The sequence below is a fragment of the Blautia parvula genome (assembly GCF_020215665.1).
Lineage (GTDB): Bacteria > Bacillota > Clostridia > Lachnospirales > Lachnospiraceae > Blautia > Blautia celeris.
This window is the reverse complement of sequence record NZ_CP084061.1, coordinates 1,808,926-1,825,000: the sequence shown is the minus strand read 5'-3', so window position 1 is coordinate 1,825,000 and position 16,075 is coordinate 1,808,926. Positions and strand designations below refer to the sequence as shown.

Annotated in this window: 19 protein-coding genes, 1 tRNA gene and 1 rRNA gene (1 of these 21 cut by a window edge); 15 read left to right on the top strand and 6 right to left on the bottom strand. The window is 41.0% G+C overall.

What is annotated here, in order from left to right; all coding sequences use genetic code 11:
* The 6 genes from LC508_RS08580 to LC508_RS08555 form a co-directional block, all read left to right on the top strand.
* Positions 1-1,359, top strand: a 23S ribosomal RNA gene (locus tag LC508_RS08580) (it extends 1,526 nt beyond the left edge of the window).
* Between the two features lie 145 nt (positions 1,360-1,504).
* Positions 1,505-1,575, top strand: a tRNA-Trp gene (locus LC508_RS08575).
* Between the two features lie 763 nt (positions 1,576-2,338).
* Positions 2,339-2,698 carry a PadR family transcriptional regulator gene (locus LC508_RS08570; RefSeq protein ID WP_054353843.1) on the top strand — a complete coding sequence of 120 codons (360 nt, stop codon included), beginning with the start codon at positions 2,339-2,341 and terminating at the stop codon, positions 2,696-2,698.
* A gap of 1 nt (position 2,699) precedes the next feature.
* Complete coding sequence (locus LC508_RS08565) at positions 2,700-3,116, top strand: hypothetical protein (protein ID WP_103733235.1); 417 nt, start codon at positions 2,700-2,702, stop codon at positions 3,114-3,116.
* Positions 3,085-3,585 carry a hypothetical protein gene (locus LC508_RS08560; protein ID WP_225305350.1) on the top strand — a complete coding sequence of 167 codons (501 nt, stop codon included), beginning with the start codon at positions 3,085-3,087 and terminating at the stop codon, positions 3,583-3,585. The genes LC508_RS08565 and LC508_RS08560 overlap by 32 nt, the downstream gene beginning before the upstream one ends.
* Before the next feature lie 114 nt (positions 3,586-3,699).
* Entirely contained in the window at positions 3,700-4,941 is a 1,242-nt protein-coding gene (locus LC508_RS08555) for an IS256 family transposase (protein ID WP_225305313.1), read from the top strand.
* 762 nt (positions 4,942-5,703) lie between these two features.
* Here LC508_RS08555 and LC508_RS08550 read toward each other — a convergent pair.
* Positions 5,704-5,856 (bottom strand): hypothetical protein, encoded by a 153-nt coding sequence (locus tag LC508_RS08550; RefSeq protein ID WP_156120917.1) that lies wholly within the window; start codon positions 5,854-5,856, stop codon positions 5,704-5,706.
* 654 nt (positions 5,857-6,510) lie between these two features.
* On the opposite strand from LC508_RS08550, the gene LC508_RS08545 reads away from it, so the two are divergent.
* From LC508_RS08545 to LC508_RS08520, 6 genes are all read left to right on the top strand, one after another.
* Positions 6,511-6,858 carry a hypothetical protein gene (locus LC508_RS08545; protein ID WP_054353540.1) on the top strand — a complete coding sequence of 116 codons (348 nt, stop codon included), beginning with the start codon at positions 6,511-6,513 and terminating at the stop codon, positions 6,856-6,858.
* Between the two features lie 353 nt (positions 6,859-7,211).
* The gene (locus tag LC508_RS08540) at positions 7,212-7,676 is read left to right on the top strand and encodes a hypothetical protein (protein ID WP_118594130.1); all 465 of its coding nucleotides are present in this window, start codon (positions 7,212-7,214) and stop codon (positions 7,674-7,676) included.
* 45 nt (positions 7,677-7,721) lie between these two features.
* Positions 7,722-8,057: a hypothetical protein gene (locus LC508_RS08535; RefSeq protein WP_033144075.1), complete on the top strand. Its 336-nt coding sequence runs from the start codon at positions 7,722-7,724 to the stop codon at positions 8,055-8,057.
* Between the two features lie 6 nt (positions 8,058-8,063).
* The gene (locus tag LC508_RS08530; RefSeq protein ID WP_158587353.1) at positions 8,064-8,222 is read left to right on the top strand and encodes a hypothetical protein; all 159 of its coding nucleotides are present in this window, start codon (positions 8,064-8,066) and stop codon (positions 8,220-8,222) included.
* 107 nt (positions 8,223-8,329) lie between these two features.
* Complete coding sequence (locus LC508_RS08525; protein WP_052099760.1) at positions 8,330-8,728, top strand: hypothetical protein; 399 nt, start codon at positions 8,330-8,332, stop codon at positions 8,726-8,728.
* Between the two features lie 17 nt (positions 8,729-8,745).
* Positions 8,746-9,453: a hypothetical protein gene (locus LC508_RS08520; RefSeq protein ID WP_052099759.1), complete on the top strand. Its 708-nt coding sequence runs from the start codon at positions 8,746-8,748 to the stop codon at positions 9,451-9,453.
* Positions 9,454-9,653: 200 nt separating this feature from the next.
* On the opposite strand, the gene LC508_RS08515 is transcribed toward LC508_RS08520, so the two are convergent.
* From LC508_RS08515 to LC508_RS08500, 4 genes are all read right to left on the bottom strand, one after another.
* Entirely contained in the window at positions 9,654-10,097 is a 444-nt protein-coding gene (locus LC508_RS08515; protein WP_054353545.1) for a hypothetical protein, read from the bottom strand.
* Positions 10,084-10,299: a helix-turn-helix transcriptional regulator gene (locus tag LC508_RS08510; RefSeq protein ID WP_033144073.1), complete on the bottom strand. Its 216-nt coding sequence runs from the start codon at positions 10,297-10,299 to the stop codon at positions 10,084-10,086. Before LC508_RS08510 ends, LC508_RS08515 begins: the two co-directional genes overlap by 14 nt.
* A gap of 353 nt (positions 10,300-10,652) precedes the next feature.
* Positions 10,653-11,291 (bottom strand): peptidoglycan DD-metalloendopeptidase family protein, encoded by a 639-nt coding sequence (locus tag LC508_RS08505; protein WP_225305349.1) that lies wholly within the window; start codon positions 11,289-11,291, stop codon positions 10,653-10,655.
* Positions 11,292-11,331: 40 nt separating this feature from the next.
* Positions 11,332-11,937 (bottom strand): TetR/AcrR family transcriptional regulator, encoded by a 606-nt coding sequence (locus LC508_RS08500; protein WP_199687331.1) that lies wholly within the window; start codon positions 11,935-11,937, stop codon positions 11,332-11,334.
* Positions 11,938-12,373: 436 nt separating this feature from the next.
* On the opposite strand from LC508_RS08500, the gene LC508_RS08495 reads away from it, so the two are divergent.
* On the top strand, positions 12,374-12,604 hold the full coding sequence (locus LC508_RS08495) for a DUF4177 domain-containing protein (protein ID WP_033144072.1): 231 nt from the start codon (positions 12,374-12,376) through the stop codon (positions 12,602-12,604).
* Positions 12,605-12,671: 67 nt separating this feature from the next.
* Here the strand turns inward: LC508_RS08495 and LC508_RS08490 are convergent, their stop codons facing one another.
* Positions 12,672-12,893: a hypothetical protein gene (locus LC508_RS08490; RefSeq protein ID WP_033144071.1), complete on the bottom strand. Its 222-nt coding sequence runs from the start codon at positions 12,891-12,893 to the stop codon at positions 12,672-12,674.
* Between the two features lie 300 nt (positions 12,894-13,193).
* Here LC508_RS08490 and LC508_RS08485 point away from each other — a divergent pair, with 300 nt between their 5' ends.
* Together LC508_RS08485 and LC508_RS08480 are read left to right on the top strand one after the other, a co-directional pair.
* Positions 13,194-14,591: a YfcC family protein gene (locus LC508_RS08485; protein WP_103732144.1), complete on the top strand. Its 1,398-nt coding sequence runs from the start codon at positions 13,194-13,196 to the stop codon at positions 14,589-14,591.
* Positions 14,592-14,609: 18 nt separating this feature from the next.
* Entirely contained in the window at positions 14,610-16,037 is a 1,428-nt protein-coding gene (locus LC508_RS08480) for a M20 family metallopeptidase (protein ID WP_054353553.1), read from the top strand.
* Positions 16,038-16,075: the final 38 nt, after the last annotated feature.

Genomic DNA, 16,075 nt, shown 5'->3' with positions numbered 1-16,075 from the left:
GGCAATCTGAAGGCGTGATGCGGACCGAACTAAAGTAGGGAAGTGTGTGAGCCATGCGTCAAGAAAAGCCGCTATTGTTCATATCGTACCCGTACCGTAAACCGACACAGGTGGATGAGGAGAGAATCCTAAGGCCGACGGAAGAAGCATTGCCAAGGAACTCGGCAAAATGACCCCGTAACTTCGGGAGAAGGGGTGCCATCGAGAGATGGCCGCAGAGAATAGGCTCAAGCAACTGTTTAGCAAAAACACAGGTCTATGCGAAACCGAAAGGTGAGGTATATGGGCTGACGCCTGCCCGGTGCTGGAAGGTTAAGAGGAGATGTCAGGAAACGAAGCATTGAATTTAAGCCCCAGTAAACGGCGGCCGTAACTATAACGGTCCTAAGGTAGCGAAATTCCTTGTCGGGTAAGTTCCGACCCGCACGAAAGGCGTAATGATTTGAGCGCTGTCTCGGCAATGCATCCGGTGAAATTGAAGTACCAGTGAAGATGCTGGTTACCTGCGCCAGGACGGAAAGACCCCATGGAGCTTTACTCCAGTTTGGTACTGGGGTCCGGTATTGCATGTACAGGATAGGTGGGAGGCTAAGAAGTGGTGACGCCAGTTGCCATGGAGCCGATGTTGGGATACCACCCTTGCAGTATTGGGCTTCTAACCAGCCGCCGTTAGCCGGCGGTGGGACAATGCCAGGCGGGGAGTTTGACTGGGGCGGTCGCCTCCGAAAGAGTATCGGAGGCGCCCAAAGGTTCCCTCAGAATGGTTGGAAACCATTCGCAGAGTGCAAAGGCAGAAGGGAGCTTGACTGCGACACCGACGGGTGGAGCAGGTACGAAAGTAGGGCTTAGTGATCCGGTGGTATTAAGTGGGAATGCCATCGCTCAACGGATAAAAGCTACCCTGGGGATAACAGGCTTATCACTCCCAAGAGTTCACATCGACGGAGTGGTTTGGCACCTCGATGTCGGCTCATCGCATCCTGGGGCTGTAGTAGGTCCCAAGGGTTGGGCTGTTCGCCCATTAAAGCGGTACGCGAGCTGGGTTCAGAACGTCGTGAGACAGTTCGGTCCCTATCCGGCGTGGGCGTAGGATATTTGAGAGGAGCTGTCCTTAGTACGAGAGGACCGGGATGGACGGGCCGCTGGTGTACCTGTTGCAGTGCCAACTGCATGGCAGGGTAGCCAAGCCTGGAAGGGATAAACGCTGAAGGCATCTAAGCGTGAAGCCCCCCTCAAGATGAGATATCCCATTCTTTAAAGAAGTAAGACCCCTTGAAGACGACGAGGTAGATAGGGCAGAGGTGGAAGTACAGCAATGTATGCAGCTGACTGCTACTAATCGGTCGAGGGCTTGACCTGAGCACGGAAGTGCGAACGGCGGAGTTGAAAAAAAGGTTTTTGAGTTTTGTATATGCGGTTTTGAAGGTACATTTCAGAAAATTGTTTTTTTTGAAAAAAAGTCTTGAAAGAAAATCTATTTTATGTATAATAATAGATAGGATATAGGGGATTAGTTCAATGGTAGAGCACCGGTCTCCAAAACCGTCGATGGGGGTTCGAATCCCTCATCCCCTGTTAAGAAAACTTTATAATTAAAGGAGAAAATGGCTGTATGTTGATATGAGTCAATATGACCGTTTGAATCCTTTGGTAAGCAGTGATATAAGAGTAAGATATATCTTATTTTTATATTACTGCTTATTTTTTATTGCATAGCACATTTGTGTGATGGACCAGTGTTCGAGACACCCAGAGCTTCATATCCGGTTTCTAATAATTCTGTATGCGTCATAGCCACGTTTAACTGCCGAGGTGAAATAAAAACCCTTGCGTGTTAGATTAAGGCTTGCCGAAGGACACATAGACGTGTATATAGATAGGATCGTTTCGATAGAACATTATAATGGCTATAAATATACGTAGGTGAAGAGTGCTGGTTTCTGCAAGGCTATTGCATTCCTGTACAGGGTATAATAGAAACCGTGCAAGGTAAATTTTGCGTCTTAAAGTATGGAGCTGGAAAAGAGGGTATCAGGTTAAGAACAACAAGGCTGTATAAGAGCGAATCTGAAACTAGGGTGGCGATTCCAAACTATGGTAGACGTTGGCGTAATCCATATGATTATGAATATTAAAAAAAGACTGCATAATTACAGTCCTTAATGCAGAAGTTATTTGACCGGTGTTTCTGATGGTTAATTGTTTGATGAAAGTGTTCAAAATACCTAATTAATATTAGTTTTAACTAGATAATATTGTTGTTTTTAATATAAATAAAAACTACTATTGACATTTACGACTATTCATTTTAACATAGTATATAGAAAGAGGTGAAAATGTGAGATATTGTGATGGATTTAAAAAGGGAATAATGGATTTTTTGTATTTAAGAATTCTTGTTGAAGGAGATTGTTATGGGTATCAAATCTCACAGATTTTAAAAAAGGTAACAAATGGTGTAATTGAGGTAACAAATGGTTCTATGTATACATCACTTGATAGATTAGTGAGTAAAGGGTACATAACAGATTATAAGCGGGCCGTTGGCGATACGCCTCCTCGTATATATTATCACATAGAAGATGCCGGAAGAGAAGTGTTAGGATATATGCTTGAAGGTTATGATGAATTTGAAAAAGCTGTCCATATGGTATTGGATTACGTTCCCCATGAGGTATCGCAGGAGGATGTTGTATAGTATGGAATTGGTCTATATGAGAAATAATTGTGCGAAAAAGTATTATAAGATATTGAGAGAATTATTCTTAAACGTAAATTATATGAATGGGAGGTTTTTAACAAATCTAAAATTCAATTTAACAGAATATGTAAAAGAAAATCCGGGATGTACATACGAAGAATTGGTTGAAGTGTTTGGACGACCAGAGGAAGTTTTTTGTGAATATATTGCCGGACAAACCCCAGATTATTTAATATCAAGCATAAATAAAAAACATTTAAGAAAATGGGTGGTGTTAGGTTTAAGTGTAGTAGTTCTTTGCTGTTGTTTTGTCTGGGGATTATTTTATTATAGGTTATATATTGAGTGTAAAAATACTATTATTGATAAAGAAGTAATTATTATTGAGGAGGGGGATAGTTATAAAAAAAATTAAAAAATTAGTTGGGATCTTATCGGTTATAATGATGTTATGTTTACAAGTGGTGGTGGTTTCAGCAGCTCCAACAGATACACAAGAAAACATTATTAGTGTTGAACGAGAATATCTTGAAAATGGTGATTATATAGAGACTATTTTAGCAGAATCACCAATTGCTCTGTATGGTAACGGAACTAAATCAGGTTTAAAAACGTCAACATATTACAGTAATAGAACGGCTTTATGGTATGTGAAAGTTACAGGAAGTTTTGCATACACAGGTAATAGTGTGAGGTGTACAAGTGCTTATGTGGATGCTGACTCATATACCAGTTTTTGGAAGATCACAGATCGTTCTTCCAGCCGCAGTGGAAATATAGCAACAGCAAGAGCTACAGGTACACATTTTTATGGAAACACTATTTTAGAAACAATTGATAAGTCTGTTAGTTTGTCTTGCAGCGTGGATGGTTCACTATACTAATACCATAGTTAAAAAGGCCGACTTGGTTATTTGAGAGTGTGAAACTTTTTCTGTAAAATAGGATTTATAAGGTTCTTCTATGATAAAATAAAAATCATAGGAGGGCCTTTTATTATGGCAAGACAAAAGAAACCAGTACACAGAGTACAAATGACGGAAGGAAAGCGCAGCATTATCCATCAGCTTTTGGAAGAATACGATATTCAGACAGCTGAAGACATTCAGGATGCCCTGAAAGATCTTCTTGGCGGAACCATCAAGGAAATGATGGAGGCTGAGCTGGATGATCACCTGGGATATCAAAAATCGGAACGCTCAGACAATGATGATTACCGGAACGGTTACAAACGAAAACGGGTCAACAGTAGTTTCGGTTCCATGGAAATCGATGTGCCGCAAGACCGAAAATCTACCTTTGAACCACAGGTGGTCAAAAAACGCCAGAAAGACATTTCTGATATTGACCAGAAGATCATCTCCATGTATGCGAAGGGAATGACTACCCGGCAGATATCTGAAGCTATTGAAGATATCTACGGATTTGAGACCTCGGAAGGATTTATTTCTGATGTTACAGACAAGATCCTTCCTCAGATCGAAGACTGGCAGAACCGTCCTCTGGATAATGTCTATCCCATCCTTTACATTGACGCCATCCACTATTCTGTCCGTGACAATGGTGTGATCCGCAAGCTTGCCGCCTATGTCATCCTTGGGATCAATACAGAAGGAAAGAAAGAGGTACTGACAATCCATGTGGGAGAGAATGAAAGTTCAAAATACTGGCTGTCTGTTTTAAATGAACTGAAGAACCGGGGGGTAAAAGACATCCTCATCATCTGTGCGGACGGCCTTACGGGAATAAAGGAAGCCATTGCTGCCGCATTCCCCAAAACAGAATATCAGAGATGCATTGTCCATCAGGTAAGAAACACATTAAAATATGTTCCAGATAAAGACAGGAAGGCATTTGCTGCAGATCTAAAGACCATCTACCAGGCAGCTGATGAAAAAAAGGCGCTGGCAGCACTTGACCGGGTAACAGAAAAATGGACGCCCAAATATCCGAATTCCATGAAGCGCTGGAAGGATAACTGGGATGCCATATCCCCAATTTTCAAGTTTTCAGCAATGGTCAGGAAGGTCATATATACGACAAATGCCATTGAATCGCTGAATTCCACTTATCGAAAGCTGAACCGCCAGAGAAGCGTATTTCCAAGCGACACAGCGTTGCTCAAAGCGTTATATTTAGCAACCTTTGAGGCTACAAAGAAATGGACCACAACCATCCGGAACTGGGCTCAGGTGTATGGAGAATTAAGTATCATGTACGAAGGACGGCTTCCGGAGTGATTGAACATGAGCAAATAACAGGCGGATTTACCGCCTGCTGTTGACATGCCTTTTTGTAACTGTTATATATAAAGTAAGGGTGAAAAGCCTATTCTTAAGACTTTTCACCACTCATTATCATAGAAGAATCTTATTTACAGACTTTTCTTCATAGTCTCGGTTATTTTACCAGTCGGTCTTTTTTTTGTATTTGAAACTATTCCTTTTATTTATACACACAATAAAAAGAAAAAGAATGTGTATAAAATGGCAGTAGCAAAGGTGTTTCTGCATCAAGATGCAGATCTTCCACTTTCAGACTTATCAGTTCTCCAACTCGCGTGGCGGCATCATATCCTAGGATGAGCATCATCTTGTTTCGGCGTTCTAACCGCTTTTCCTTGCCTGGTGCCTGAAGAAGCGCCGCCATCTATTGGTCCTCAAAGTATTCAATCTTACAGATGGATATTGTTTTGCTTGACACGAACCCCGGGGTAATATCCGCTGATTACTGTTGGCCGGAGATTGCAGGTCTTTGGGCTCCATTCTCTGATCTGTCCCATCCATACAAGATAATTTTTCAGGTTTTCCTTATTCAAGTCCCGGAAACATATGCGCTCACGTCGGAGGCCTTTCATGTCCTCAAGATAATCAATACAGATGTTAAGCGAAGTCCGGTAGGAAGCAACCGTATTCTGACTTTTCTTCCTAATTGCTGGCAGTTCGTGTTCTAAAAAACGCAGGGGGGACCAGAAAAATGCACTGTCTTGTGCTTTTGATTTCTTATGTCTCCTCATTATCCACCTCCGGTATCAACTCCTCCGAGTGGCTTGATTTGTCAATGAGAGTGCCGTAAACATCTGCTATCAGATGAAAGTAGTACAGGGTATTCTTGACATCGGAATACCCTATATACCGCATCAGGTGTGGGAACATGACATCTACATCTTTACCCTACCGCAACCAGCGGTTCATATTTGCATAGACAAAATGGTGCCGGAAGTCATATGCGCGGATGCTTACGCCCGAATACTTCTTTTCAGGAAAAGCCGCATACCAGAAACGCAGGAAATTTTTCTCCGGCATGGCTGGACTGTAGGGACAGTCAGCTTTGTTGGGAAAGAAACTCTTACGCTTCGGAAACAGACTCTCAATACGGTTATCATAACCCATCTGATATTCTGCAAGTTCTCTGGAGATATAAACCCTGCGGCTTTTGGGCCCTTTGGACTGAAGAATGTCAAGATATCTTTCATCCAGATAGGTGTTCTCCCGTGCATTATAAATTCAAATAAATGAAGGGATTAATAAAGCGATGTAGTTAAAAGAATAGCTGCATCGGCTCTTGATTACAGGATATATATAATATTCACAGAAACATTTGTAAATACATAGAATATATGGTAATATATACATATAAAAATAATAATAGTATTAAAAGAGAGTAGTACTAAAAGAGATTAATGTGTTTTGATATGTATCATAAAATTGAAAGCAGGTGATTCCAATGGAGAGATGTGGTACAGATTAGTGAGTGGTGGTTATTAACTGTTTTGAGAGGAGAAGTATATGAAAAAATGAATAATTTCTTTGATAATTGTAGGGCTATTATGTGTTTCATCTGTTATGCCTGTGGGTGCAGCAAGCGATACAGAAGTCGCTCAAGCCGCAAGCGAATTTGTTTTTCGACAACAGTGTATGTCTTTGGTAAATACACTGGATGACACTGTTGAACTTGGAAGAGCAGAGGTTGGAATCTCAGATGTGCCTATTACACAAGAGATACTAGATAACTGCATTGCGACGTCGACAGATGAAAATGGAAAAGAAACTGTCTTGGAGGTAAAGGCGACAATAAGGGATTTAGGAACAGTCACGCGTTCTGCCAATGAAGATAGTAGTCATCTATACGCATTAACTGCAGTAGCATCTGAGTAAGTGCATAATGAGGATAATGTAACGTAAGATGGAATTACTGCCTACGGAACTTTGATATGGATAGATAATTTTGGTCCGCTAAATGAATTGTACGGGGTTAGTGGACAATGGGTTAGTAGGAGAAGTGATTTCCCTAATTGGAGACAAGTAGATTATGGTTCTACCAGTGGGAATTACAGGATTACATATCCTACCATTAATGCGTTTACTTATTACGGAGCCGGATATGGATCTTTTGTAGGATTGATTTTGTATTTGGATATGCAATGTAATACTGGGTACGGAAAGGATGTTCACTTACGAATATTAAGCCACTAAATCAAAAGCATTCAGGCTAATTGGAGATGAATTAAATGAGAAATATTCTTTACCAGATACTAAAAACACTGGGTATATACTTATTTGTATTTGTTTTTATGTATTTCTGTAATATGGTAATAGCATGTATAACCAATAATAGCATGGTATGGTTTGTGTTAATATGTGTACTGATGGTGGTTGGAGGAATTTTGCTTTCATTATTCATCATAAACAGCCATATAACAAAAAAAGAAAATTTGAAAAATATTGCGATTCAAATTGTGACTATTTGCGTGTTATTGATTTTGATTGATTTGAAATCATATAATCAAATTTATTATCCAATTAGTCTGTTGCGTGATAATTTGGGAAAAGTGATTAATGAAGATGCTGCTTCATTCTTCTCTAGGACGATACCTGTGCTTAATACAGCTTATTTTTTAATTGCATCTATCTTCTGGGGGTTTTATACATTGACTCGTACTTTAATAATCTATAAAACAAAAGGTCAAAAATAAGAACAAAATATTAACATGATACTGAAGTAAGAAAGAGTGATTCCAATGGGGAGGAAATCGAACTCTGAGACTCAGCTTGGTGAAATGAATATGTTGATATTAGGAATATTACATGACATTGAATGGCAGACAGAAGTTTTTAAATTAGCAAATTCTGATAACCCCGAAGATGATGCTTTTAAATTTATATGTAAATTCAAAACATTATACTATGTTGCTAAAGAAGCTGGTTATTTGGCTTCTGACAAGGAGTTGGATAAAGCAATAGCCTTCAATATTGAAACTTACGAGCAGATGAAGAAAGATGGAGAAGTTGATGCACTCTATGAATCTTATGGCGGTGCACAGAATTATGAAGATGCTATGAGAGAAGTAACATGAAAGAGTATGACTATTGAAAAATATATGGAAAGTTTAAAACAAGAATACATCAAAGAATTTACAGAAAATCAAATTTATTTGGGAGAATTGGAGGAAAAGTGGGCGGATAAAAGAATGGAAATAGAGCAATCCTTAGTTGAACAAGAAAATATTCAAAAACAATAATGTGAATAATTGGATTACCTGTATATATAGTTTCCAAATGAAGGAAAGAGGTGATTCCGATGGGGAGGTAAGTCTAAAAATTTGATTTAATAGGGAGGAGTGAAAGTTTGCCTAAATTAATAAAAAATAAACGAATACTAGTTTTTTTGTTGATTATTTTTATTCTTATTATAGTAGTAATATATTGCTATCGAACAACTAATAATGAATTGATAGTACCGACTGAAGAGGAGGTTGTGCTTAATGGATATCCAGAGAATGAAAACGGTGAGACTTATGGACCAGCAATAGAAAATATGTTTCCACCAGATTTAATGTTAGCAATAGGTGAAGATAATATTCAAGGATATGTGAAATTAAGCGAATCAGCTGGCAAAGTAGCCGAATCACCAGAAGAGGCAGAAGCATTAAATAAATCTACAAAAGCATATTCAGTGCCTCTTTACTTACAGGATGGTAAAACAGTAATTGGAAAGTTTATACTGGTTCCCAATGCAAAAAGATAGTCTGGAAGGAGAATTAAATGAAAAAAAATAAGAAAAAATTATTCGCTGTTTTATTATGTGTACTCATCTTAAGTTCATCTGTAGTAGTACAAGCGTATACGGAATCAAGCTGGCTTATATTCCCAAGTGTTGAAGGAGTTACCTATAAAGGAAAAACATCTACGCATGGAAATGGTAGTGCTATGTGGGCGAATGCTACAACAATGGCAAGTAAAGGTGTAGCTGGCGGCCGTATGGGATCATTAGCGAGATTATATTTAAATGGTAGTTTGGTTAAATCCACTGGTGTAATCTACAATGGTGGTGGCGCACAAAGTATTATTGCATCTACACCAACAAATAGTACAAGAGGTAATTACAAAGCTGGAGGAACATCCTACATATATAATCCTTCAACTGGTAGTTATAGCGCACATACTTTGATAAATAGCCCAGCGCAGACTTTTTCGGATTCCGAGGTTGAAATTATCAGAAATGAAAATGGTGAAATATATGGTTCAGAATATGAATTGCTTTTATACGGGATACAGCCAGATTTAGTGAGTGCAATAGGTGTGGATGGAACAGAGGGATATGTAAAAGAAGCTGATATCAATGCAGTCCCACAGACATTAGAAGAAGCGTTGGAATATACGCCGACTGCATATGAAGTTCCTCTTTATGAAGAGGATGGAGAAACTGTAATTGGAACATTTATAGTAGATGTTCCAACTGAAGCAGAATAGAAAAATAACGATTAAAATAGGTTAATCCTGTAAGCTGTTTTTCTGGTTGTGTTATGAAATCCAGTAGGTCAGCGCAGAAATGCGCTGACCGTAAGAATCCGCTTAGCAGCCAGGCAAAAATCCTATCGCCAAAGGTGGATTTGCGTGAATGTTTTTCTTTAACTTTGAGGGCACTGATTTAAATGAGCAGGAACATATATTTAATACTTTTTCATTAAGTGATTAAATATCACAATACCAATCACAATCTGAAAGACTAAATATCCGCCCAGGACTAAAACGATAATATTACCTGTTTGTACGATTTCCAGAGAATTTAAGACTGCAAAGAGCATCATGGAGAGCGCGATCACAAAAAGCCCTGCCGTATATGCATATCTTCCGGACTTGTCTCTCAACTTTTCTTTTAATTCATCGTGTAATTCGATTTTTTCTTTTTCCAGTTTTTCAGCATAACGCTCTTTATTTTTCGGAGAGGACCAATAGCAATATTTAAATATCATCATGATTCCGGGGATGATACCGGCGCCTGCAAAACCGAAAAATAAACCATCTAATTTTGTATCAGTCAATAATGCGGTGCCCAGAAAAACGATTCCTGCCAATAAATACACGATTCCTGTGATTAAATTACTTTTTTTCATTTTGACAACCCCTTTCATGAATAAAAATTTTTTCTATGCTTGTGTCAAAGAAATCTGCAATCGTAAAGGCCAGTTCCAATGAAGGATTATACTTCCCTGTTTCGATTGAACTGATCGTTTGTCTTGAAACTCTAATTGCTTTTGCGAAATCATCCTGGTTCATGCCAGCTTTTTTTCTTAATTCTTCAACTCTGTTTTCCACATAATACCTCCTCTCTTCAAGGTTTTCTTATATCCTTCGTGTGATCCAATCTGATGTTATGACAAGTTTCCTTTACAATTTTAGTATATTCTACTCTATGGGTTTTGTCAAGGTTCCTTTACATAAAAATGCAGCTTACGGCACGTTCTTATTGAAAGTATGCCGAGTATGGCAGCAGCTGCTGTAAAAAAGGATGGAAATATTATGAATGATGCATTAGCGGCAGAACAGGTCGTCGCTTATTTAAAAGATTTGGCGGAGAATGTATGTGATAGATGGGAAAAGTTTGATAAAAGAGGCAAGATGGACCAGAGTGCAGATAAGTTTCTTCGGAAGCCGAAAGGCACAGATGCTCAAAATCGAATTCTGTCCTTGTCGGTTGGAATACCGTTGGTTATTGTTTCCCATTCGCCGTTTTTAAATACTTCGTAATTGGCAAACGCGCAGGGAATCCCCTTGGCAGAACACATATCATCACTGTCCATGAGCTGAAAATGCAGATGAGGAAAAAAGGAATTGCCGGAATGTCCTATGCAGCCTAAAAGGTCTCCCTTTTTTACCTTCTGTCCTATTCGGACCTTGACAGAGCCGTATTTTAGATGTGCAAACGCGGCATAGATGTGGTCATCATATTTTATAATAATATAGTTGCCTGTGACAGACTGTATGCTGTCTCTCCGGAGGCGAAAAAAATGTGCACTTTTTAAAGCAATAAAAATATCAGAAAGAAAAAATGCACGTCTTCTTTCTTTATAAAAATCTTTTGCATCAACTACAGTACCGCTGCAGGGGGCATAGATGTCTTTTCCCCAGCAATAGCATTTGCTCAGGGAGACGCCGAAGAGCAGGTAGGAAAGCCAGTGCACCCGATAATTCGGATGGCCTCTGCGTGTCCAGTCCACCTGTAAAAAATCATAGGCATATCGCGTGCCGAAACGGTTTGTGCCGTGGCTGGGGACCCGAGTTCCGGGGGTATTGGGAGCATCACTCATTTTGCACCTCACATTAGATTGCAGAGTTTTAGGCAGCATACTAAACAGTTTCCGATGTATAAAATATCTTGCGCAGTTCTGCAAAGTAATGATTCAGTCTGCGTATGAAAGCGTCACTGTCTATATGAGCCACTTCCATGCTTCGGATCTCTTTCAGTATCTCATTCGTAAAGCCGACATTGGACCAGAAGATAAACTGCTTGCAGGTTTCAATATCTAATCCTTTTCTGAATTTGGTTTCATCTATATTGTCAAATAATTTCGGATAGCAGTCGGCCGGCCTGGCAGTGTCGGAATTCTCTGTGTGTGAGAGCTTGCTAAACTCTAAAATCCAGGGATACTTTTCGGATAATTTAAGCTGCAGGAGATAGGACTGCTGCAGTCTGGCAAAGATATCCTTTTCATCAAAATTCATCTGTTCCCAATACTCTTTTTTTATCAGATTGGAAAAATAATCATGTACAATAAGATAGAGTTCCTGTTTGCTGTTCACATAGTGAAACATGAGTGCTTTGGATATACCGGCTTCTTTTGCAATGATATTTGTGGATGCCTTGTCATAGCCCTGCGATGAAAATTCTTTTAGCGCGGCATTTAACACAGCATCTCTTCTTTGAGGCTCCATGTTTAATAGTTTTGCGGGCATGATAAACTCCTTCCTGTTGTTTACCTATCAGATCAATATCTATTATAAATTTATTTACCTAAAAGATCAACGAATTCTTCTGTTATTTTTTTGATCTTACATATGGTATTTGCAAGCAGGACAGTCACAGCTAAGTTCGGCATGATCAGGAGGGTTTCTATCCCCGGTTCGGCATCATATGGCAGTTTGGGTACGGCAGCATCTGTGTATTGCGGAATTGTTAATGGATACGGGGCGTAATGGCATGCTTGTGTTTTGGAGATCTTGTTTTACCGATTGTTTCCGAGGGATAAAAAAGGTATAATAGTTTTGAGATTACATGTGCGAATCGCAGACAGAACCTATAAGGTAGGAAAGAAGGTCAATGTGAGATACATAAAAACAGAGAAAGGATATTGCGGGTATATCCTGTGCTGACAAAATAAGGAGACAGTTTATGAAAAAGTATGAATACAAATTTATTGAGATTCCCCTTGTGCCGGTTAAGAAGGAAAAGGCAAAAACCGTACGCGGTGAGATGCCGCCGGTTCCCTTTGAAGCCTGCAGGGAGGCGATCGTCCGGGAAGCAGCCGATGGCTGGCGCTTAAAACAGATATTGGAACCAAAAGTGAGCGTTTACGGCGGCAATTGCTATCAGATAATTTTTGAAAGAGAAACAGAAGAATAAGAATCACAGATATAAGTGAGCCCTCCGGCCGTTTGAGAGAAACGGGCCGGAGGGCTCACTTATGTTTTTACTCGTTTGTTAAACTAGCGAGAACTTCATCAAGTGATTTACCTGATTCCATTACTGCTTTATATAAAGCCTCTTTTTTGTCTTCCGTGATTTTCTGTTCGATTTCTTTTTTCCTGCGGCGCAATTCTTTTAATTTTTCTTCATATGTGGCGATTTCCCCGATAACTGCCTGCAGTTGTTCGTCCAGTGTCCTTGTCTCTTTTTTGCGTCCTCTCGCCATTCTGTAATCCTCCTCATACATAAAATAAATTCATTTAACAGTATAACATTTAAAATAGGGAATTTCCACTATTTTATCCTTAATATTCTGAAATGTTTTGTCATAGGGGGTATAGGTAATCGCCATAAACGAAACACTTTTTTGTGTATTATTTCCGAAAATCAGTAAATTTTATCTGCAATTACTGCCAATTGACTTTATCCGGATAGAGTGGTATCCTACTATAAAAGAACGGTTCTGTAAGCGTGCTTAAAATAACTGGTAGTTTACAGTGCGAAAGTGAAAACGAGGAGGATTTTTATGAAAAAAGAGAGGAAATTCAAATTTTCTATGCCGCATGCCTATGTGATCATGATGACCATGGTTCTCATCAGTGCCATTTTAACCTGGGTACTGCCTGCAGGGCAGTTTGACCGGGCTGTGGATCCGGCACTTGGAAGAGAACTGGTGGTGCCGGGGAGTTATCACGGGGTGGATGCTAACCCAATCGGCCCTTGGGCTTTCTGCATGAGTATTTTTCAGGGGTTTGTAAATGCAGCGGATATTATATTTTTCCTGCTTTTCGCATGCGGCTATGTAACGCTTCTGATGAGCACAGGGACCCTGAATGCCCTGGTGGGGTCCATACTTAGAAAAATTAAAGGCAAGGATTATTTTCTGATTCCCATATTTTTCACACTTTTTGCCCTGGGAGGCACCACATTCGGAATGAATGAGGAGGCATGGGGGCTGATTCCTGCCTTTGTGGCCATTGCAATTACACTGGGATATGACAGGATCGTGGGTTCCTCCATTGTCATTCTGGGTACAGGTGTCGGGTTTGCTGCTGCAATCTTAAATCCCTTTACGGTTGGCCTGGGCAGCAGTATTGCAGGCATACCCAGTGTTGGGACGAAGATCACCACATTCCGCATCGTGGCATTTGTCTGTTTCGTGGCTGTGACGATCCTCTACATAATGCAATATGCAAAGAAAATAAAAAAAGACCCAACAAAGAGTTATCTCTATGGTGTACCGGAACCTACCGTCACGGCAAGCCGTGATGAGGTTATGCAGATGCCCTTTACAGGAAGACAGAAGATCACTTTGCTGGGATTCGGAATCATTATCATGACCATTGCCATAGGCGTGGCAAAGTTTGGGTTTTATCTGCAGCAGCTTGCAGCCGTATTCTTTATCGGTATGATCATAACCGGCTTGATCAACGGTATGGGGCCCAGCAAAATCGCGGATTCCTTTGTGGAGTCTTCCAAGTCCATGGTATTTACAGTTCTTATGATCGGATTTGCACGCTCCATTGAAGTTGTGATGAGTTCCGGTAACATTATCGATACGGCTGTTTTATATCTGTCAAATATCGTGAAAGGATTTCCATCAGGGTTTTCAGCATTTGCCATGCTGCTGGCACAGAATCTGATCAATTTCTTCATACCGTCAGGAAGCGGGCAGGCGGTTGTGACTGTGCCGATCATGGCGCCTCTGGCTGATGTTGTGGGGCTGAATCGTGAGATCGCCATCATAGCTTACCAGTTCGGCGACGGCTTTTCAAAAATGTTCTGGCCTACCGGATGCGCGATGATGTGCGGTGTCATGGGAATTGGGATGAATAAATGGTATAAATTTATCTGGAAGCTGTTTCTCATGTGGTTTGCACTGGAGGTTATCCTGATCATGGGAGCTGTAATGGCAGGTATATAAAAAGGAGAAGAATTGGATATGATACAGGAAAAAGAAAGATTATGCAGAAATATTGAAAAGAGAGAAGAAATTTACTCCCGGATCAGCCAAAAAATATGGGAATACGCGGAACTGGGATTTAAGGAACACCGGTCGGCAAAGCTGCTTCAGGAGACATTGGAGAGAGAAGGATTTCAGGTGGAAACTGGGCTTGCGGGAATCCCAACTGCTTTTAAGGGCACTTTTGGCAGCGGAGGACCTGTAATTGCCATTTTGGGAGAGTTTGATGCACTTCCGGGGCTGAGTCAGAAGCCGGGAACAGATGTGCAGGAAAAAAGAGAAGATACGGACTGCGGCCACGGATGCGGGCATAATCTGCTGGGAACCGGCTCTCTTGCAGCGGCTGTGGCTGTCAGGGAATATCTGGACCGGAGCGGGAAACCGGGCACTATCATTTATTTTGGCTGTCCCGGGGAGGAAAAAGGCTCCGGCAAGACATTCATGGCACGGGAGGGATGTTTTAAAGGGCTTGATGCTGTGTTCTGCTGGCATCCCTGGGATGTGAACGGGCTTTTCGCATCCAGTTCCCTGGCAGATATCTGCGCCACTTTTATTTTCCACGGCAAGGCATCTCATGCCTCCGCCTCTCCTCATCTTGGCAGAAGTGCTCTGGATGCGGTGGAGCTTATGAATGTAGGGTGTAATTTCTTAAGAGAGCATGTGATCCCCGAGGCCAGAATCCACTATGCGATCACAAACGCAGGGGGAAATGCAGCGAATGTTGTACAGGAAACGGCAGCTGTCTACTATGAGGCAAGGGCACCGCGGCTGAACCAGGCGTTTGAAATATTTGAGAGAATCTGTGAAGTAGCGCGGGGAGCAGCAATCATGACAGGTACTTCCTATGAAATGGTGCGGGGAGATGGATTCAGCGATTACATACCCAACAAGGTACTGGGAAAAGTTCTGATGGAGAACTTTCAGGAAGCCGGTGCTCCGGCATTTGACCATGCGGATCATGAGCTGGCCGAAAAAATACGGGATACTTTTTCAGAACAGATGATACAGGAGGCCGCAGCAGCGGTGGAGAATCAGCATGGAGAAAATGCGGCAGCGGCAATGGAAGGCAAGGTGTTGGCAGATATAGTACTGCCTGTAAATCCGCTGAAAAGTACAATGCCCGGGAGCACAGATGTAGGGGATGTGAGTTATCAGGCACCCACAGGTCAGATTCTGACTGCCTGTAAAGCCTTTGGAACACCGGGGCATTCCTGGCAGGAGGTCAGCCAGTCAGGTTCCTCCATAGGAAAAAAAGGAATGTTGACAGCAGCAAAGGTCATGGGAATGGCTGCTATAGATGTCTTCCGAAATCCGAAAATCGCTGAGGATGCGAAAAAAGAATTTGACGCAGCAGTAAGAGGAGGATATCATTGTCCGATCCCGGAGGAGATAAAACCGGATTTATAAAAAATACAGGAAAATATGAGAGCAGCCATACGGGGATA